Raw genomic sequence first — 20,430 nt, 5'->3', positions numbered from 1 at the left:
GCGCGCGGGCCGCGCGCGGTCGGGGTCCACTCGCCGGACGGGTACGTCGTTCACCGGAGGAACGGGTGCAACGTTCGCTTATGGGGCAGGTAAAACGCCCGGCGCGTCGATTGCCGAGCGGTTTTGCGCGTCCTAAGCTGCCCGGACTGCTCATGTGTTTGATCACTGCGCCTTACAACAGGAGGCCCTCATGACGACGCGTGCGGCGAGACCCGCCACCAGTGAAGAGACCTGGTCCGAAGAAGAGCTCGCCGAGGTCCGGGAGCGGCTCAGGCACGAGACCGAGGAACTCGTCGCGGACATCTCCCGCGCCGAGGAGCAGCTCGCGTCCGGGGACGCCAGCGAGGGCGCCGGGGACGATCCGGCGGACGCGGGCGCGAAGACGTATGAGCGGGAGCGCGAGATCGCCCTTACCCTGAATGCGCGCGACCTGCTCGCGCAGAACGAGCGGGCGATCGCCCGCATCGCCGCAGGGACTTACGGAGTGTGCGAATCGTGCCACAAGCCGATCGGCAAGGAACGCCTTCGAGCGTTCCCGAGGGCGACGCTGTGCGTAGCGTGCAAGCAGCGGGAGGAGCGCCGCTGAGCGACCAGACCGACGCGAGGACCGCCGACGGCACCGTCCGCGCGCGGAGGATCGCTCTCCTCGGCGTGGTCGCGGTCCTCGCGTACGCCCTCGACCTGGTGACCAAGACCCTGGTCGTGGCCTTCCTCGAGGGCAAGGAGCCGGTGGAGGTCATCCCCGACGTGCTGGTGCTGAACGTCATCCGCAACTCGGGCGCCGCGTTCAGCATCGGCACCGGGATGACGATCGTCTTCACCGTGATCGCGCTCGGAGTGGTCGGCGCCATCCTCCGTACGGCCCGGCAACTCCGCAGCCTGCCCTGGGCGATCACGCTGGGCCTGCTGCTCGGCGGCGCGCTCGGCAACCTGACCGACCGGATCTTCCGGGCGCCCGCCCCGCTGCAGGGGCACGTGGTCGACTTCCTCCAGGTCTTCCCCGTCACCCGCTTCCCCGTGTTCAACCTGGCCGACTCGGCGATCGTGTGCGGCGGCATCCTCGCCGTCTTCCTCGCCTGGCGCGGCTACCAGGTGGACGGCACGCGGCAGATGGGCGACGAGCAGACCGGGGAGGAGAAGTCCAATGGGTGAGCAGCGCAGTCTTCCGGTTCCCGAGGGTCTCGAGGGCGAGCGCCTGGACGCCGCCCTGGCCCGGCTGTTCGGCTTCTCCCGCACCCGCGCCGCCGAACTGATCGCCTCCGGCGACGTGCTCGTGGACGGCTCGATCGCCGCCAAGTCGGACCGGGTACAGGCCGGGGCTTGGCTCGACGTGACGATCCCCCCGCCGCCGTCGGCGCCGATGCCCGTCGCGGAGCCGGTGCCCGGCATGGGCATCCTGTACGAGGACGACGACATCGTGGTCGTGGACAAGCCCATCGGGGTGGCCGCGCACCCGACGGTCGGCTGGACCGGCCCCACCGTGATCGGCGGGCTGCTGGGAGCCGGCCACACCGTCGCGACCAGCGGCGCCGCGGAGCGGCAGGGCATCGTCCACCGCCTCGACGCGAACACCACGGGCGCCATGGTGGTCGCCAAGAGCGAGTTCGCCTACTCCCATCTCAAGCGGGCGTTCAAGGAGCGCACCGTCGAGAAGCGCTACCACGCCCTGGTGCAGGGCCACATGGACCCGCTGCGCGGCACCGTGGACGCGCCCATCGACCGCCACCCCTCCGGCGACGGCCGGTTCGCCGTCGTCGCGGGCGGCAAGGAGTCGGTCACCCACTACGACACCGTCGAGGCGTTCCGCGCGGCGTCGCTGCTCGACATCAAGCTGGAGACCGGCCGTACGCACCAGATCAGGGTCCACATGTCGGCGCTGCGGCACCCCTGTGTGGGCGATCTCATGTACGGCGCCGACCCCACGCTGGCCGCGCGGCTCGGCGTGACCCGGCAGTGGCTGCACGCGGTCTCGCTGGCCTTCGAGCACCCGTCCACGGGGGAGTGGGTCTCCTTCACCAGCCCGTACCCGGAGGACCTGGCCCGCGCCCTGGACATCGTCGGCTTCGAGAGCTGACCCGCCCGCGCCGTCCGGCCCGGTTCCCCTCGGGGCCGGGCCTTTCTCATGTTCCCGGCCGGCCGTACGCCGGGGCGCGGGTCAGGGGGTCGCGCGGAAGGTCTTGGTGAACCAGGCGAAGTAGGGCTGGCCGTCCTGGGCCCAGCGGCTGTCGGAGGTCTGCCAGTAGATCGCCACGTCGCGCCCGTCGGCGGTGACGAAGGAACGGTCGAGCACGTGCATCGCCCCCTGCTGCGACTGCCAGGTGAACTCCCAGTCGGCGGCGGGGAGCCGCTGGAAGACCACGGAACGCAGGTTGAGCCGCTCGTAGCCGGGAAAGGAGGCCGTGGTCTTCGGGTTGTCCGATAACTGCTGCATGTGGAGCATCGGATCCTCGTCGGTGTCGACCCACTTCGTGAAGTCGACCTTGAGGTAGCTGCCCTTGGACCCGGGCGGACGGAAGGTCACCGAGGTCGCCGTACGGTCCTCGGTCCAGCTCTGGGGGACGGCGATCGAGAAGCCCAGCGAGTCGTGGCGCGTCGCCCAGCCGCGCGGCAGCCTGGCCGCCGGTGACGTCGTCGGCGACGCCGTCAGGGTGGGCGAGCCGGTCGGCGTGGTCGGGGACGGCGACGGCACGATGGGGGAGTCCGCCACGAGGGCGCGGTAGCCGTACCAGCCGCCGGCGCCGACACCGGCCAGCAGCACGGGCAGGAGGGCGAGCAACGCCACCCGCCGGGTCGAGCGCCGCGGGGCGGGGGGTGAAGTCGGTGCCGGGGCCGGCTGGGCCGGCGGATGGCCGGTCGTCGCCTCACCCCACGGCGGAAGCGTCCTCGGCCCGGAGTCGGCTCCCTGGACGGCGGCGGGACCGCCCGCGGTGTGAGTGTCCGCGGTGCCCCCGGGGCCGACCGAGCCGTGCAGGGCGCCGGGGCCGGCGGCGTGGTCGCCCGTCACCGGGGGCCCGCCGGCCGGAGGGGCGCCCGGCACGCCGGTCGCGGCGCCGAAGGGCGCGGGCGTGTTGCCCGGAGCGTACGGGCGGGGTTCGCCCACCGGGGAGGGCGCGTGCGCCCCGGTCACGGCGACGGGTCCGGAGGTGGAGGACCCTCCGGCCGGAGGGTACGGTTCGGGCCGGTGCGTGCGGCCCGGTAAGGGCGTGCCGGACGCCGCCGCCCGCAGCAGCTCGGTGGTCTCGACGGCGCCCATGCGCCGCGCCGGGTCCTTGTTGAGAAGGCCCTCGATGACGGGTGCGAGCGGGCCGGCCCGCAGGGCCGGATCCGGCTCGTTGTGCAGGACGGCCGCCATGGTGGCGATGGACGAGGTCCGGTCGAACGGCGCCCGGCCCTCGACCGCGGCGTAGATCGTCGCGCCGAGCGACCACAGGTCGGACTCGGGGGTGGCGGGATCGCCGTTGAGCCGCTCCGGAGGAAGGTACGCGGGGGTGCCGGTGACGACGCCGGTCATGGTGAGCCCGGACTCCTCCGACATGGTCGCGATGCCGAAGTCGGTGAGGACCACCCGGCCGTCCTCGGTGAGGAGCACGTTCTCCGGCTTGACGTCGCGGTGCAGCACTCCGGCGGCGTGCGCGGTGCGCAGCGCGTCGAGCACCTGGAGGGCGATGTGGGCGACGCGCTCGGGGGCGAGCGGGCCGTGCTCGCGGATCACCTGGCCGAGGGAGCGGGAGCGGACGAGCTGCATGATGATCCAGGGGCGGCCGTCCTCCTCGATCACGTCGTGGACGACGATCACGTTGGGGTGGGAGATGCGGCCGGCGGCGCGGGCCTCGCGGATGGTCCGGCGGTTGAAGGCCGCCCGGTCCTCCTCGCTCATCGGCTGGTAGAGGACCTCCTTGACGGCGACCGCGCGAGCGAGCAGCTCGTCGTGAGCATGCCAGACGACGCCCATGCCTCCCCGGCCGATGGGTTCGAGCAGCTGGTACCTGCCCGCGACACGACGCCCCGCCTCCACCAGGCTCCCTCCTCGAAACCCCTGAATCGTCCCATAGCTCGGGAGCGTGTCAGCAGTCGAAGAGAGCGCCGAACGACGCTTGATCGGGACCGGACGGCGTCACGGATCGGGGCGGGGGACGCGGCCGGGCGGCTTGTACACCCATTCGGTCGTCCCGAATTGCAACTTTGTTATCTCTTGCCCGCTTTATTCCAGACTTATACGATCCGGTCAATCTTTCACTTTCGTCGCAACTATCGCCTTCTCCACGCCATCACCCGCAGAAGCAGCACCTCTTACCCCCCGGAGGAAAAGATCATGCGGTTACGCACAACGATGTGCGGACGATCCACGTTCACGAAGGTCGCCGGAGTGGCGGCCCTCGCGCTGGCCACCCTCGTCGCGCCGGTGAGCTCGCCCGCGTACGCGGACCCGGGCGGCGGCCAGTGCGTCTCCGACCCGGGCGCCCACGTGGCCTCGGTGCCCAGCCCCGAGAAGTTCTTCGGCTTCCCGCTCGGCAAGGGCCAGCCCCGTACGGTCACCGCCGACGAGATCAGGACGTACGTCGAGGCCGTGGGACGGGCCTCCGACCGGGTGGTCACCGGCACAGTCGCGCACAGCGTGACCGGCCAGGAACTGCCCTACGCCATCGTGTCCAGCCGCCACCACATGGTGCCGGGACAGCTCAAGAAGATCGCCGCGCAGATCCGCTCGATGCGCGACCCCAGGTCGCTGCATGCGGACAAGGCGGCCAGGATCGCCGAGGACGGCCCGGCCATCGTGTGGATCGCGGGCAACGTCCACGGCGGTGAGAAGAGCGGGGCCGACGCCGCGCTGCGCACGCTGTACGAGCTGGCCGGCGGTCTCTCGTGCGACGTGGCCAAGCGCAACGAGAACCTCGTCACCGTCATCGTGCCGACCCAGAACCCGGACGGCCGCGAGGCGAACCGGCGCCAGAACGAGTACGGCTTCGACCTCAACCGGGACTGGTTCGCCCGCACCCAGCCGGAGACCGGCGGCAAGATCGAGATGCTGCGGGAGTATCCGCCGCAGGTCTTCGTGGACGCCCACGAGATGGGCGGGCGGCAGTACTTCTTCCCGCCGAACGCCGACCCGATCCACCACGAGATCCCCGCGCAGCCGGTGGACTGGATCAACCGCATCGGCGCCGCCAACGCGGCCGGCTTCGGCTACAACGGCGCCTGTGGCGGCGCGGTCACGACCGAGTGCTACTTCAACTACGCCACGTACGACATGTTCTACATGGGGTACGGCGACACCGTGCCGGCCACCGGCTTCGGCGCGGCGGGCATGACGTTCGAGAAGGGCAGCGCCTCGGCCGTCGAGGACCGCGTGCAGCAGCAGTTCAACACGCAGTGGGCCACGACCGGCTGGGCGGCCGACAACCGGCGCGAGATCCTGGACGGCTACTACAAGATCTGGCAGACCGCGATCGAGCAGGGCAAGGCGGGCACGCTGGAGCCCAACGAGGTCGTGCAGCCGACCAACACCGTCCAGTTCCCGGTGGCGGACGTCAAGGTACGGTCGTACTTCCTGCTGCCGGACCGCCAGATCGGCGACGTGCGGCGGTTGGTCGAGCGGCTGCGCGCGATGGACGTCGAGGTCTACCGCCTCAAGCAGCCGGTCACCGTGCCGAACGCCGACGTCTTCGGCGGCCGTACGGTCAAGAACCTGTCGGTGCCGGCCGGGGCGTACTGGATCCCGATGGACCAGCCGCAGAAGCACTGGATCCAGGCGCTGATCGCGCAGGACCCCTACGTGCCGTTCCCCTACTTCTATGACGTGTCGTCCTGGAGCAACCCGCTGCTGATGGGCGTCGCGACCGTCTCCACCGGCGACGCGCTGTCGCCGAAGGTCGACGCGGTGAAGGGCATGGACGGTGGCGTCGTCTCGGCCGCCCCGACCAACGGCTCCTACTCCTACCCGATGGACTCGGCCGCCGCCTCCGAGCTCACGTTCCGCCTCCTCGGCCAGGGCGTGGCGCTCTCGCGCGACCTCGCGACCGGCGTGGTCAGCCTGCCCGCCGGCGCGGTGAACCGGGGCGACCTCGACAAGCTGGCCCGCTCGTACGGCGTGGCGGTCGAGGGCCGGGCGGGAGCCGCGTCCGGGACGCCGCTGCGCGTCCCCGACGTCGGCTTGTTCGCCGGCACGGGCATCTCCACCACCTCCGGCTCGTACGGCGAGGCGCGCTACGTCCTCGGTGAGCGCTGGGGCCTCGGCGTCAAGCCGGTCACGACCGCGGACGTCAACGGCAACACCGCGGCGTTCACCGAGCGCAGCGTCCTGCTGGTGCCGGACGGCAGCAGCGCGAACGGCGGCCTGACCGCCCAGGGCCTGGCGAACCTCAAGGCGTGGGTGGCCGCGGGCGGCACGTACGTCGGGCTGCGCAACGAGGGCACCCGGGTCGCCAGGACGGCGGGGCTGACCTCCACCACCGAGAAGACCAAGCCGACGGGATACCAGGTCATCGGCTCGCACTTCCGGGTGAACGTGGACACCGCGAGCCAGGTCGCCCTCGGCCGCCCGGCGGAGGACTTCCAGTTCAACAACGGCGACCCGATCCTGAACCCGAGCGTCACCGGCGCGAACATCCTCACCTACCCGTCCGACGGCGCGTTCTGGTCCAACGGCTACACGACCAAGGCCGACGCGCTGAAGGGCACGGTCGCGCTGGTGGACGAGCCGACCGGCGCCGGGCACGCCGTGCTGTTCGCCTACAACCCGCTGTTCCGCGCGTACAACGAGAACGGCATCCATCTCGTCGCCAACGCGCTGCTCCTTCCCTCCGCGAAGACCGGTGCCGCGCGGACGCTCGCGGCGACGCCGGCCGGCAAGGTGGAGGCGCTGCGCGCGGACGCGGCCACGGCCCCGGCGGACGACCTCGCCGGGGAGTGGCGGCCCATCGTGATCCAGGTCGCCGACGGCGACGCGAGCCGGGCCGAGGCCGTGGTCCGGACGTACACCGACACCGCGCGGACGGCCTCCGCGGACGGGTCGACGTACATCACGATCCCGAACCCGGAGGGGCTCGCGGCCGACGAGCACCCCTTCCTGCGCGACATGGTCCACGATCTGAACGGGGCGGGCATCCCGCTGCGCTCGGTCGTCGGCTGACCCTCGTCCCCGGGCCGGGATCCCGGCCCGGGGAACCGACCACCCTCTCCGGGCTCAGGACCGTCCTGAACCCGCATTCCCGAGCACGGCGGTTCCGGCCGGGTCCCCCCAACCGGCCGGAACCGTCTGGAAGGACCTTCATGCGAATCTCCCGTCTCCGCGGCGCGGCCCTCGCCGTCGCGGCCGGCGCTCTGATCGGCGCCCCGGCGGCCCAGCCCGCGCTCGCCGCCCCCGGGGCCCCGGGCGCGCCCCGGTACTCGGCCGGCGCGGCGGGCGTCGGCGACCCGTACTTCGCCGACCAGGGCAACGGCGGCTTCGATGTGCGGCACTACGACATCGCCTTCACGTACGACCCGGCGACGCGGCACATGGACGCCGTCACGACGATCACCGCGGTCGCGACCCAGGACCTGGACCAGTTCGACCTCGACTTCCGGGGCCCGGAGATCAGCGAGCTCAAGGTCGACAAGCACCCGGCCGCGTTCACCCGGGACGGCCAGGAGTTGATCGTCACGCCGCGTCCGAAGCTCAAGTCCGGCCAGGTCTTCACGGTCACCGTGAAGTACGCCGGGACGCCGCCGGTCATCACCGACCCGGACGGCTCCCTCGAGGGCTGGGTGCCCACGGACGACGGCGCGTTCGTGGCCGGCGAGCCGCAGGGCGCCCCCGCCTGGTTCCCCGGCAGCGACCACCCGACGGACAAGGCGACCTTCACCTTCCACGCGACCGTCCCCGAGGGGATCACCGCGGTCGGCAACGGCCGCCTGGTCTCGCAGACGACCCAGAACGGCAAGACCACCTTCGTCTGGGACTCGGCCGAGCCGATGGCGACGTACCTCGCCACGGTGACGATCGGCAACTTCACCGTCACCGAGTCGGTCACCCCGAGCGGCATCCCGATCTACACCGCGGTGGACCCGCGCCTGGTGACCCAGTCGGCGAACGCCGTCTCCAAGATCCCGGACATCATGGAGTACTTCTCCTCGGTCTTCGGGCCGTACCCGTTCTCGTCCACCGGCGCGATCATCGACCGGGCGCCGAACGTCGGGTACGCCCTGGAGACCCAGACGAAGCCGATCTTCTCCAGCGCCCCGAGCGTCGGCACGATGGCGCACGAGCTGGCGCACCAGTGGTACGGCGACAGCGTGACGCCGACCAAGTGGTCCGACATCTGGCTCAACGAGGGCTTCGCGACGTACGCCACCTGGCTCTGGACCGAGCACACCGGCGGCACCACGGCGCAGCAGACGTTCAACAGCTCCAGCAACTACGGCCGGGCGGCGACGTCGTCGTTCTGGCAGACGGTGCTGGCCGACCCCGGCCCGGTGGACATGTTCGGCAACGTGCCGTACAACCGGGGGGCGATGACGCTGCACGCGCTGCGCGGCAAGATCGGCGACACGGCGTTCTTCAAGCTGATCAAGGACTGGGCCGCCGAGCACCGGCACGGCAACACGGACACGGCCGCGTTCATCCGTAGCGCGGAGAAGGCGTCGGGCATGAACCTGACCGCCTTCTTCGACGTCTGGGTCTTCCAGAAGGGCAAGCCCGCCTCCTGGTGAGAAGCCTGGCCCGGCCGGTGGCGCCCTCTCCTCCCTCAGGGGCCGCCGGCCGGGCCAGCCGGCCCGTCACTTGGCGGGCGTGAACGTGCGCGTGAACGTCTCGAAGTAGTGGTAGTCCTTCTTCCAGCGCTTGACCTTCGTTTTCCAGAAAATGGCATAGCCGTGGTGGTTGTCGGTGACGAAACCGCGGTTGATCACGCGCGCATCGCCGCTCCAGGGCCGCCAGGTGAACTCCCAGTCGGCGGCGTCCAGGAAGTAGTCCACCTTCCTGATGCCGATGAGCTTGTAGCCGCCGAATCTGTATCGAGCGCTCTTCTCCTGGTTCTTCCAGTCCTTCAGCGCGTCGTTTCCGGGGGTGCTGGTGTAGCCGATCTGCAGGTACTGGCTCCGGTCGGAGCCCCGGAAGTAGACGTTGCCGCTGTCCCGGTTGTACTCCTTCCAGCCCTTGGGCAGCGCGATCGAGAAGCCCGCCTTGTCCGTGTACCGCTTCCAGCCCTTCGGGATCTCGGTGGATTGCACGGGCGAGGGGGTCTGCGACGGCGAGGGGGAGGTCGGCGGGCGTGAGGGGTCCGTGGAGCTCTTCCCGGGGGCGGCGGTGTTCAGCCCCGCGCCGCCCACCGGAGGGGCCTGCTGCTCCGCCTGGCGCAGGCCGATGTAGCCGGCCACGCTCGCGACGACCAGCAGGGCAGGGACGATCACCAGCGCCGCGCGCAGCAGCGGCACCGGCCGCCGGGCCGGGGCGGCCGGCCCGCCGCTCCATGAGCTGAGCTGGGTCGCCTCCTGGCCGCCCGCCGCCGCGGGCTCCCCGCGGTTCGCCGAGAACAGCGAGCCGGCCGCGGAGGAGTCCGTGGCGCCGGGGGCGGAGTACGCGGTCGGGACCTCGGAGACCGGCCGCGCCGTACGGGCCGGCGTGGCGGCCTCGAACGAGCCGCGATCGGCCGGCGCGGACGATCCCGTCCCGGCGGCGGCGGGACCGCTCACGGCTCCGGGCGTGCCGCTCCCGCTAGTTCCCGCCGGGGTCGCCGCCCGGGACGCGCCGGTCCCCGGCGTGCCGGTTCCGGACGTTCTCGCTCCCGGCGTTGCGGTCCCGGGCGTGGGCCCGGCGAACTTCCTGGTCTCCTGCGCGGGCTTCGCCGCGCCGGAGTCGGCGTCGTCCGACGCTCCCGTGGTTTCCGGCGCGCTCCCGGGGCCCTTCACACCGGGTCCCACACTGCGCGACGCATCGCCGCCCGGCGTCTCCGGCTCGGCCTCGGCGAGCAGGGGCAGCGGGAGCTCCGGCTCGGTGTCGCCATCCGACAACGCGTCGTCCGCCCCGGAACCCGCCCGCTCGTACGGCTGCCGGGCTTGAGCCGCCCCCGCGCCGCCGTCCCAGCCGCTCTGGCCCGTCTCCGGGATGACGCGGCCCCCGGGCCGGCCCGGATCCTTCCCGGCCGCCGCGGCGGACCCGCCCTTCGGCAGTGCCGTACCGGCGGCGCCGCGCCGCAGCAGCTCGGCCGTCTCGTCGTAGCCGGGCCGGTCGGCGGGCTCCTTCTCCAGCAGCCGCTCCAGCACGACCCGCAGCTCCCCGGCGTGTACGGCGGGGGCGGGGGACTCGTTGAGCACCGCGTGCATGGTCGCCATCGGCATGCCGCGATCGTGCGGGGGCTTGCCCTCCACGGCGGCGTACAGGGTGGCGCCGAGCGACCACAGGTCGGACTCGCGCTGGGCCGGGTCGCCGCGCAGCCGCTCCGGGGCGATGAACGCGGGCGTGCCGATGAGCCCGGTCCTGGTCATGGTGGAGTCGGCCTCCAGGCGCGCGATGCCGAAGTCGGTCAGCACCACCCGCCCGTCGTCCGTGATCAGCACGTTCTCCGGCTTCACGTCACGGTGGAGGACGCCCTGCGCGTGGGCGGCCTTGAGGGCGTCCAGGACCTGCAGCCCGATCTCGGTGGTCCGCTCGGGCGAGAGCCGCCCGTCCTCCCTGATGACCTGTCCGAGGGAGCGGGAGGGGACGAGCTGCATGATGATCCAGGGCCGGTCGTCCTCTTCGATGACGTCATGGACGACGACGACATTCGGATGGGTGAGCCGCCCGGCCGCGCGCGCCTCGCGCATCGTCCGGCGGTTGAGCTCGTCGAGCTGGTCGCCCATCGCGCTGTCGTAACGGACCTCCTTGACCGCAACGATCCGGTCGAGCAGCTCGTCGTGGGCCCGCCAGACGATTCCCATGCCACCTCGGCCAATGGGCTCGATCAGGTGGTACCGGCCGCCGACCAGCCGGCCTTCCGCATGCGCCATCAAATCCCCTCCTGGACGCATAGATCGTCCCATGGATGACAAAGGGATCAACCCGGCCGGATAAGGGTGTGTCCGATATCTGAGACGGATCGGTCCGGTTCGCGGAGCATGGCTGGTAAGGTCGATGCATGGCTCGCTATTTCACGTTTACGCAGCCGGCTCCGGGAGGGCCGGTCGCAGGCGCGTGATCTAGCGACCATCCGGAGCCGGCTGAGGCAGAGACGAGCGTCTCTGCCTTTTTCGTTGTCAACGAGCCGGTCCAGGGGCCGGCCTATCCGAGGAGCCGACATGTCCCAGACCGCCGCCGCGACGCCAGAGTCCGCCGCGTCCCAGCCCGCGCGGGCCGCCGAGACCCGCGCCGCCGTACGGATCGGCGCCCTGTCGGTGGGGGAGGGGCTGCCGGTCGCGGTGATCGGCGGCGACGACGCCCGCTGGATCAGCCTGCGCGGAGGCCACGGCCGCCGGTCCGCGGGCGAGGCGATCGCCGAGGCGCGCGCGAGCCGGCGCGGACCGCTGCTCGTCGAGCCGTTCTCGGCCGCCGACCTCGACGCGGTCGCCGCCGGCGCGGACGGCGTGCTGGTGGGGGCGGCCTGGATGCAGGACTTCCAACTGGTCCGCGCGGTGGCCGGGCTCGGCCTCCCCGTGGTCGTGCAGCGCGGCCCCGCCGCCACCCTGGACGAGTGGCTGGCGATCATCGACTACTGCGTGGCCGAGGGCAACGACCAGGTGGTCCTGTGCGAGAGCGGGAGCCGTACGCACGCCTCGGCCGCGGTGCTCGACCTCGCGCTCATGCGCGCGGCGGGGGAGCGGTCGGGCCGCCCGGTCCTCGCCGCCCTCGGGCACGACGCCGCGCTCGCGGGGGCGGCCGTCGCGGCCGGAGCCGACGGCCTGCTGCTCGCGCCGGACGCGCCGCGAGCCGCCGTCGCCGCCGCGACGGAGGCCGCGACCGTGCTGGCCGCGCTCGTACGGCAGGAGGCCCCGCGGACCCTCGCCGGGGCGCGGGCCGCCATCGACCGGGCGGACGCGACCCTCGCCACCATCCTGGAGCGGCGCGTCGCGCTGGCCGGCACGGTGCAGCGGCTCAAGCCGGTCGGCGGGTTCGCCGGGCGGGACATGGAGCGGGAGCGCCGCCTGGTCGCGGCCATGGCGCACCGCGCCCCCCGGCTGGGCGAGGCACGGCTCGCCCCGGTCATGAACGCGGTGATCGAGGCCGGTCTCCACCTCGCGGAAGAGGAGCGTGCACGGGCCTGACTGACCCCCGCGCTGATGCCGGAGAGATCTACGTGTCCGCTGTAACCGGTGGGGTGAATCGCGCGTAGGCTCTGACGCGCAGGAAGCGAGACGCCGGGAAGTTGGGGGTCACATGGGTGATTCGTTTGTGCATCTGCACGTCCACACCGAGTACTCGATGCTCGACGGTGCGGCGCGCCTGAAGCAGATGTTCAAACTCGTGGGCGAGCTGGGCATGCCCGCGATCGCGATCACCGACCACGGCAACATGCACGGCGCCTACGACTTCTACAAGCAGGCCACCGGCGCCGGGGTCAAGCCCATCATCGGCATCGAGGCGTACGTCGCGCCCGAGTCGCGCATGCGCAAGAAGCCGGTGCTGTGGGGCGAGCCGCACCAGAAGAGCGACGACGTCTCGGCCGGCGGCTACTACACCCACATGACCATCTGGGCCCGGAACAAGACCGGCCTGGGCAACCTGATGAAGCTCTCGTCCCGGGCCTACACGGAGGGGTTCGTCCGCAAGTGGGCGCGGATGGACGCCGAGCTGCTCGCCGAGCACGCCGACGGCCTGATGGCGACGACCGGCTGCCCCTCCGGGGAGGTCCAGACCCGGCTGCGCCTCGGCCAGTACGACGAGGCGCTCAAGGCCGCCGCGAGATACCAGGAGATCTTCGGCAAGGAGCACTACTTCCTGGAGGTCATGGACCACGGCCTCGACATCGAGCGCCGGGTCCGCGACGGCCTGATCCGGATCAGCCGCGAGCTCGGCATCCCGCCGCTGGTCACCAACGACTCCCACTACACGTACGAGTCCGACGCGGCCGGGCACGACGCCCTCCTGTGCATCCAGACCGGCAAGCAGCTCTCCGACCCCGACCGCTTCCGCTTCGACGGCTCCGGCTACTACATCAAGACCGCCGACGAGATGCGCGGCGTCGACTCCTCCGACTTCTGGCAGGAGGGCTGCCGCAACACGCTGCTGGTGGCCGAGAAGGTCGATCCGTCCGGGATGTTCGGCTTCAAGAACCTGATGCCGAGCTACCCGATCCCCGAGAGCGAGAGCGAGGAGGGCTACTTCCGCGCCCAGGTCTGGGCCGGCATGGACCGCCGCTGGCCCGAGGGATACGACGAGGAGCACCGCAGGCAGGCGGAGTACGAGATCGGGATCATCCTCCAGATGGGGTTCCCGTCCTACTTCCTCGTGGTCGCGGACTTCATCATGTGGGCCAAGGAGAACGGCATCCGGGTCGGTCCGGGCCGTGGCTCCGCGGCCGGCTCGCTCGTCGCGTACGCGCTGGGCATCACCGACCTCGACCCGCTGCCGCACGGCCTGATCTTCGAGCGGTTCCTCAACCCCGAGCGCGTCTCGATGCCCGACGTCGACATCGACTTCGACGAGCGTCGGCGCGGTGACGTCATCCGGTACGTCACCGAGAAGTGGGGCGCGGACAAGGTCGCCATGATCGCCACCTTCGGCACGATCAAGGCGAAGGCCGCCGTCAAGGACGCGGGCCGCGTCCTGGGCTACCCGTACGCGCTGGGCGACCGGATCTCCAAGGCGTTCCCGCCCGCCGTGATGGGCAAGGACATCCCGCTTTCCGGGATCTTCGACTCGGATCACCCTCGCTACAACGAGGCCGGCGAGCTGCGCAAGCTGTACGAGGAGGACGTGGACGTCAAGGCCACGATCGACCTCGGCAAGGGCCTGGAGGGCCTGATCCGGCAGACCGGCGTGCACGCCGCGGGCGTGATCATGTCGTCCGAGGTGCTCACCGACTACATCCCGATCATGCGCAGGGACTCCGACGGCGCGATCATCACGCAGTTCGACTACCCGACCTGCGAGACGCTCGGCCTGCTCAAGATGGACTTCCTGGGCCTGCGCAACCTCACGATCATCGACGACTGCCTGAAGATGATCGAGGCGAACAGCGGGTCCGCCATCGACCTGCTCAAGCTCCCCCTTGACGACCGCAAGACGTACGAGCTGCTCGGGCGGGGTGACACCCTGGGCGTGTTCCAGCTCGATGGCGGCGGCATGCGGTCGCTGCTGCGGCTGATGAAGCCGGACAACTTCGAGGACATCTCCGCCGTGGGCGCGCTCTACCGCCCCGGCCCGATGGGCGCGAACTCGCACACCAACTACGCGCTGCGCAAGAACGGCCAGCAGGAGATCACCCCGATCCACCCCGAGTTCGAGGAGTCGCTGAAGGACATCCTCGGCACGACGTACGGCCTGATCGTCTATCAGGAGCAGGTCATGGCCATCGCGCAGCGCGTGGCCGGGTTCTCGCTCGGCGCCGCCGACCTGCTGCGCCGCGCGATGGGCAAGAAGAAGAAGGCCGAGCTGGACAAGCAGTTCGAGAACTTCGAAAAGGGCATGAAGGACAACGGCTACTCCGGCGTTGCCATCAAGACCCTCTGGGACATCCTGGTCCCCTTCTCGGACTACGCGTTCAACAAGGCCCACAGCGCCGCGTACGGGCTGGTCTCGTACTGGACCGCCTACCTCAAGGCCAACTACCCGGCCGAGTACATGGCGGGCCTGCTCACGTCGGTCAAGGACGACAAGGACAAGTCGGCGCTCTACCTCAACGAGTGCCGCCGCATGGGCATCAAGGTGCTCCCGCCGGACGTCAACGACTCCGACTTCGACTTCACCCCGCGCGGGTCCGACATCCGCTTCGGGCTCTCGGCGATCCGCAACGTCGGCGGCAACGTCGTGGACGGCATCATCGCCGCGCGCAAGGAGAAGGGCCGCTTCACCGACTTCAAGGACTTCCTGCGCAAGGTCCCCGCGATCGTGTGCAACAAGCGGGTCATCGAGTCGCTGATCAAGGCCGGCGCGTTCGACTCGTTCGGCCACGTGCGCAAGGGCCTGGTGATGGTCCACGAGCAGGCGGTCGACGCGATCATCGACATCAAGAAGAACGAGGCGATCGGGCAGGACTCCCTGTTCGGCGCGGTGGACGGCGGCGAGGACCAGACCTTCGACGTGCAGATCCCGCCGGGGGAGTGGGACAAGACCACCCTGCTGCAGTTCGAACGCGAGATGCTCGGCCTGTACGTCTCGGACCACCCGCTGCTCGGCGTCGAGCACATCCTCGCCTCGGGGGCCGACTGTTCGATCGCGTCGCTGCAGGACGAGAGCCGCCCCGACGGCCAGATCGTCACGGTCGGCGGCATCCTGTCCGGGCTGCAGCGCAAGGTGACCAAGAAGGGCGACACCTGGGTCCTCACCCAACTGGAGGACCTGGAAGGCGCCATCGAGGTGATGATCTTCCCGTCCACGTACCAGCTGTGCGCGACGATCCTGGCCGAGGACGCGATCGTCTTCGTCAAGGGGCGGGTGGACAAGCGCGAGGACGTCGCGAAGATCATCGCGATGGAGGTCGCCGCGCCCGACCTCACCGTGGAGGCGGGCGGGCCGCTGGTGGTGAGCATGCCGGTCGCCCGCTGCACGCCGCCGGTCGTGGGACGGCTCAAGGAGGTGCTCACCACGCACCCGGGCACCACGGAGGTCCACCTTCAGGTGCACAACGGGCCGCGCACCACGGTCATGCGCCTCGACGACCGGCTCCGGGTCACCCCGTCTCCGGCCCTCATGGGCGACCTCAAGCAGTTGCTCGGCCCCGCCTGCCTCGCCTGAGGCAGCGCCGCCCACGGCGGTCCCGGCGCGTCCACACCTCAGTGGACACGCCGGGGCCGTGACCTATCGGCGCGGGATGAGGCGGGGCGGCTCGGCCAGGCCCGGCCCTTCGATCGCGGGATCGGGCGGCGCCGGGACCGGTTGGTCGGCCGGCGGCGCCTGCTCGCCGGTCAGCGCCTGCTGGGCCCCACGAAGGAGCTGGAAGAGGTCCGGCAGGTTCCGGTCGTGCGGGCCCCGGTGCGCCCTGAGCTCAGCCCTGCGCCGGGCCTCCAGCGCCTTCTTGCGCGCGGCCTCCTGCATCTCCTTGAGGCCGGGCGTGAAGCCGCCGCCGAACCTCGCCATGTCCGGCCGGACGAACTCGCTCGGCGGGGTCTTCTGGAGCGCCCCGATCATCGACTTCACCCAGATGGGGCCGGGCAGCGAGGCGCCCTGGACGGATCCGTAGTACTGTCCGCCGATCGTCACCCCGGTCAGCGGGAACCGGTACGAGCCGCGCATGTCGCCGACGCTGACGGCGGCGGCCAGGTCCGGCGTGTACCCGGCGAACCACGCCGAGGTGTAGCCGTTGTTCGTCCCGGTCTTGCCCGCGGCCGGCCGTCCGATCGACTGCCCGTGCATCGTGCCCCGGGTGAAGACGCCCTGCAGCACGTGGTTGACGGCGTCCGCGACCTCCGGCTCCAGCCCCCGCGAGCAACTCGGCGGGACCGGGACGCGGGTACCGTCGCGTTCCACGATCTCCGTGATGGCGACCGGCCGGCAGTAGCGCCCGCGGGCCCCGAAGGCGGCGAAGGCGGCGGCCACGGTCGTCGGGTCCATCTCGTTCACGCCGAGGGTGAAGGTGGGCACCTCGCGCAGCGGACCGCCGTCGGCCCGCTCGATCCCGAGCCTGCGCGCGGTCTTGACGACGTTGCACAGCCCGACCCGGCGCTCCAGCTTCATGAAGAAGATGTTCACCGACTTCCACGTGCCCAGCTCCAGGCTGTACGGCCCGCCGGAGCCCTCGCCGCCCGCGTTGAAGATCCGCGCGTGCGGGTCGTTCACCGGCTTGCCGGAGCAGTCGGTGTACCCCTCACGCGGGACGAACCGGCCCGGCGTCTCGAACCCCTGCCCGAACCGCCAGCCCTGCGACAGCGCGGTCGCCAAGGTGAACGCCTTGAACGTGGAGCCCGCCTGGAAGCCCTGCCCGCCGCCGTGGGCCTGGTCGGCCGGCAGGTTGTAGGTGGTGTTGGGCCCGTTCTTGCGATCGCCGGGGTTGTTGCCGTAGTGCTTGCTCGCGGCGAGGGCGCGGATCCGGCCGGTGCCGGGCTCGACCATCGCCTCCGCCGCCACCTCGTGGTCGGTGGGCGCGACCCGCGCCGCGATGGCCCGCTCGGCGGAGCGCTGCGCCCGCGGGTCGAGGGTGGTGCGCAGCACGAGGCCCCCGCGCCGCAGCGTCCGCTCCCGGTCGGTCGTGGTGTAGCCGAACGCGGGGTTCGTCAGGATCTCGTGCTGCACGTACAGGCAGAAGTACGGGTAGCGGCTCTGGCCGCAGCCGCCGCCGGCCGACTGCATGTCGAGGTGCAGCGGCTTGGACCTGGCCGCCCGCGCCGCGGCCGGGCGGATCACGCCGAGCTCCTCCATCCGTTCCAGCACAAGGTCGCGCCGCTCGCGCAGCGCCTGCCGCTGCCGGTCCCCCAGCGAGGGGTCGGTGGTGTACGGCGCGCGCACCGCTCCGGCCAGCGTCGCCGCCTGGGACAGCGTCAGCTGGGACGCGTCAACCCCGAAGAACCGCTGCGCCGCCGCTTGGATGCCGAACGCGCCGGCCCCGAAGTACGCGATGTTGAGATAGCGCTCGAGGATCTGGTCCTTGGTGTACTTGCGCTCCAGGGCCAGGGCGTACCGCAGTTCGGTGAGCTTGCGGTCGACGTTCTGCACCTGGGCGAGCCGCCGCTCCTGGTCGGTCTCGGCGTGGTTGACCAGGAGGTTCTTCACCAACTGCTGGGTGAGGGAGGAGCCTCCCTGCCGGATGCCGCCCGCCTGGGCGTTGGTCACCAGCGCCCGGAAGGTGCCCCGGACGTCGAGGGCGCCGTGCTCGTAGAAGCGGGCGTCCTCGATCGCGACGATCGCCTGCCGCATCACCGGGGCGATCCGGCCGATCGGCACCGACTGCCGGTTCTGCGTGTAGAACTGGGCGATCTGCTTGCCGTGCCGGTCCAGCACCCGGGTCATCTCCGGCAGCGGGTCCTCCGGCGGAGTGGGCAGCTCCTCGGTGAAGCCGCTCGCCGCCTCCTTGGCGCCCAGCCCGACGCCGCCCACTAGCGGGAGGGCCATGGTGGCGACCAGGACGCCGCCGAGCGCGCCGGCCGTTCCGAGGGCGCCGGCGTACGCGAGTCGATTCGTCACAAGGTCATGACTACGACCGCGCGCCGCTCGCGGAACGAGGGCGCGCGGGGCTTTTACCGAATTCCGGGCAAAGTCTCGGGCTGGGATCGGCTCGGGGAGGAGGTCACTTCCCCCTGCGGATCTTCAGGCCGAGGGAGTTGAACTGCTCGAACGGCCGGTGGTACCCCCGCTCGATGTGGTTCACGCCGCGCAGCGTCGAGGTGTCCTCGGCGACCGCCGCCGCCAGCACCGCCGAGAACCCGGCGCGGATGTCGGGCAGCGTGACGTCGGCCCCGCGCAGCTTGGAGACGCCGCGCACGACGGCCGAGTGCTTGGCGTTGCTGTCGTGGTAGCGGCAGGCCGGGCCGCCCAGGCACTGCGCGAACACCTCTATCTCGCAGCCCATCTTCTGCAGCGCCGGGACGTACACGAGCCGGTTCTCGAAGACGGTCTCGTGCAGCACGGACATGCCGTCTGCACGGGTGAACAGCACCATGAGCGGGGTCTGCCAGTCGGTCATGAAGCCCGGGTGCGTGTCGGTCTGCACCGCCGCCGCCCGCAGGCCGGCGGGGGCGGAGGCGGTCAGCCACTCGTCGGTGATGTCGAACCGCGCGCCCATGCGCGCCAGCGTGGTGATGGCGGTGACCAGCCGGTCCTGCGGGCAGCCGTGCACCCGGACCTCGCCGCCGGTGACCAGCCCGGCCACCAGGTAGGAGAACGCCTCGATGCGGTCGCCGGCGAGCCAGGTGGAGGCGCCGCGCAGCCGTTCGACGCCCTCGATCACGATGCGCCGGTCGGGGCTCATCTCGATCATCGCGCCCATGCGCTGGAGGAACAGGGCCAGCTCGACCACCTCGGGCTCCATCGCCGCGCCCTTGATGACGGTCTTGCCCTCGGCGAGCACCGCGCTCATCAGGATCGTCTCGGTGGCGCCGACGCTGGGGTACGGCAGCGTGATCCGGTTGCCGCGCAGCCGGGTCGCCTTGGCGGTGATGCCGGTCTCGCCGACCTCGATCTCGGCCCCCATGAGGCGCAGCGCCTCCACGTGGAAGTTGACCGGCCGCCGCCCGATCGGGTCGCCGCCGACCAGCGGCACGAACGCCTCGCCCGCGAGGTGCAGCAGCGGACCGAGCATCAGGATCGGGATCCGGTTGAGCCCGGTGTACTCCTCCGGAACCCGGGGCCGGATCTCGGCGCCCCGCTCGATGGTGATCTCGCCCGGCGTGATCTCCACGTGGATGCCCAGCGCCTCCAGCATGGCCGCGGTCAGGCCGACCTCGCCGACCTCGGGCGCGTTGAGCAACGTGCTTGGACCGGTCCCGAGCATGGCCGCGACCATGTGCTTGGAGACCGCGTTCTTGGACCCCCGCACCTCGACGTCGCCGCGCAGCGGTCCGGACGGTTCGATGTGCCACACCTCTTCACTCACGTGGCAAGACTAACCGCGTTTCACCTGTGTCCCGCGTCGTTGACGCGCTCCCCGGCCACAGGGCCGGGGATTCGGCTCGTGCCTCGTCAAGCGGCGCCTCCAAGGCTTCCTGCCTCGCCGGGCGGTGCCACCGGGTGGGTGGCTTTACCTGCCCTCCACAGGCGTTTCAGCCCGTCCACCCGCCCGGCAGAGACCGTTCCACCCCCCGGCTGAGGGCGGGAGCACTATGGACGACGCCGGTAGCATCGGGACGGTGCGGCATCTGAGAGAGGAACTGACCACGTTCGCGGTGACGCTGCTGGCGCTGACGGCGCTCGGCGTGGCGGCCGGGTTCGCGTGGTCGGCGACCGCGCCCACGTCGACGTTCGTCCTGACCGAATCGGGCCCGTTCCTCGCCGACGCCGAGTCGCAGACGCTCATCGCCGCCGACGGCTGGTTCGCCATCGTCACCGGCGCCCTCGGCCTGGCCTCGGGGGCGGTCGGGTACTTCCTGGCGCGCGGGCGCGCCCCCGTCGGAGCCGTGCTCGGGCTCGCCGGGGGCGGGCTGCTCGGCGCGTACGTCGCCTCCCAGGTCGGCTCGACGGCGGCGGGCACCACGATCCAGGCCGCTGGTCCGGGCGGGCTGCGGACCAGCGTCTCGCTCGGCCTCACCGCGCACGGGGTGCTGCTGATCTGGGCGCTCCTGGCCGCCGGGGTGTTCTGGGTGCTCGAATTCGTGCTGAGCTACCGCGAGGGCGCCGCCGAGAAGCCGGCCGGGGCCGACGCGGGCCAGGCCGACGTCGGCTAGCGT

General features: G+C 71.4%; 12 protein-coding genes. 8 read left to right on the top strand and 4 right to left on the bottom strand.

Annotation, left to right across the window (positions count from 1 at the left end; translation table 11 throughout):
• Positions 1–190: 190 nt before the first annotated feature.
• The 3 genes from AWQ68_RS05625 to AWQ68_RS05615 are packed head-to-tail and all read left to right on the top strand — an operon-like array spanning position 191 to position 2,074.
• A complete protein-coding gene (locus AWQ68_RS05625) occupies positions 191–586 on the top strand; it encodes a TraR/DksA family transcriptional regulator (protein WP_066935792.1) in 396 nt (131 codons plus the stop codon).
• Positions 559–1,152, top strand: coding sequence for a signal peptidase II (gene lspA, locus AWQ68_RS05620; protein ID WP_245655764.1), 594 nt, complete (start codon positions 559–561; stop codon positions 1,150–1,152). Before AWQ68_RS05625 ends, lspA begins: the two co-directional genes overlap by 28 nt.
• Entirely contained in the window at positions 1,145–2,074 is a 930-nt protein-coding gene (locus AWQ68_RS05615; protein WP_066935786.1) for an RluA family pseudouridine synthase, read from the top strand. Before lspA ends, AWQ68_RS05615 begins: the two co-directional genes overlap by 8 nt.
• 81 nt (positions 2,075–2,155) lie before the next feature.
• On the opposite strand, the gene AWQ68_RS05610 is transcribed toward AWQ68_RS05615, so the two are convergent.
• A complete protein-coding gene (locus AWQ68_RS05610; RefSeq protein WP_066935784.1) occupies positions 2,156–4,015 on the bottom strand; it encodes a serine/threonine-protein kinase in 1,860 nt (619 codons plus the stop codon).
• A gap of 297 nt (positions 4,016–4,312) precedes the next feature.
• On the opposite strand from AWQ68_RS05610, the gene AWQ68_RS05605 reads away from it, so the two are divergent.
• Entirely contained in the window at positions 4,313–7,129 is a 2,817-nt protein-coding gene (locus AWQ68_RS05605; RefSeq protein WP_218006778.1) for a M14 family zinc carboxypeptidase, read from the top strand.
• Between the two features lie 140 nt (positions 7,130–7,269).
• A complete protein-coding gene (locus AWQ68_RS05600) occupies positions 7,270–8,691 on the top strand; it encodes a M1 family metallopeptidase (protein WP_066935774.1) in 1,422 nt (473 codons plus the stop codon).
• 66 nt (positions 8,692–8,757) lie between these two features.
• Here AWQ68_RS05600 and AWQ68_RS05595 read toward each other — a convergent pair whose 3' ends face one another.
• Positions 8,758–10,968: a serine/threonine-protein kinase gene (locus tag AWQ68_RS05595; RefSeq protein WP_066935771.1), complete on the bottom strand. Its 2,211-nt coding sequence runs from the start codon at positions 10,966–10,968 to the stop codon at positions 8,758–8,760.
• A 288-nt stretch (positions 10,969–11,256) separates the two neighbouring features.
• On the opposite strand from AWQ68_RS05595, the gene AWQ68_RS45930 reads away from it, so the two are divergent.
• A complete protein-coding gene (locus AWQ68_RS45930) occupies positions 11,257–12,219 on the top strand; it encodes a chorismate mutase (RefSeq protein WP_084463679.1) in 963 nt (320 codons plus the stop codon).
• A gap of 112 nt (positions 12,220–12,331) precedes the next feature.
• Positions 12,332–15,850 (top strand): DNA polymerase III subunit alpha, encoded by a 3,519-nt coding sequence (gene dnaE, locus AWQ68_RS05585; RefSeq protein WP_066935768.1) that lies wholly within the window; start codon positions 12,332–12,334, stop codon positions 15,848–15,850.
• Between the two features lie 63 nt (positions 15,851–15,913).
• Here dnaE and AWQ68_RS05580 read toward each other — a convergent pair whose 3' ends face one another.
• The gene (locus AWQ68_RS05580) at positions 15,914–18,232 is read right to left on the bottom strand and encodes a transglycosylase domain-containing protein (RefSeq protein ID WP_066935766.1); all 2,319 of its coding nucleotides are present in this window, start codon (positions 18,230–18,232) and stop codon (positions 15,914–15,916) included.
• A gap of 103 nt (positions 18,233–18,335) precedes the next feature.
• Positions 18,336–19,640, bottom strand: a complete 1,305-nt coding sequence (gene murA, locus AWQ68_RS05575) for a UDP-N-acetylglucosamine 1-carboxyvinyltransferase (RefSeq protein WP_066935763.1) — start codon at positions 19,638–19,640, stop codon at positions 18,336–18,338.
• A 253-nt stretch (positions 19,641–19,893) separates the two neighbouring features.
• Here murA and AWQ68_RS05570 point away from each other — a divergent pair, with 253 nt between their 5' ends.
• Positions 19,894–20,427 carry a hypothetical protein gene (locus tag AWQ68_RS05570; RefSeq protein WP_157544952.1) on the top strand — a complete coding sequence of 178 codons (534 nt, stop codon included), beginning with the start codon at positions 19,894–19,896 and terminating at the stop codon, positions 20,425–20,427.
• Positions 20,428–20,430: the final 3 nt, after the last annotated feature.

The sequence above is a fragment of the Microtetraspora fusca genome, from assembly GCF_001570365.1.
GTDB lineage: Bacteria > Actinomycetota > Actinomycetes > Streptosporangiales > Streptosporangiaceae > Microtetraspora > Microtetraspora fusca.
Note: the sequence above shows the minus strand (reverse complement) of the source record. Positions and strands in the feature narration are given on the sequence as shown.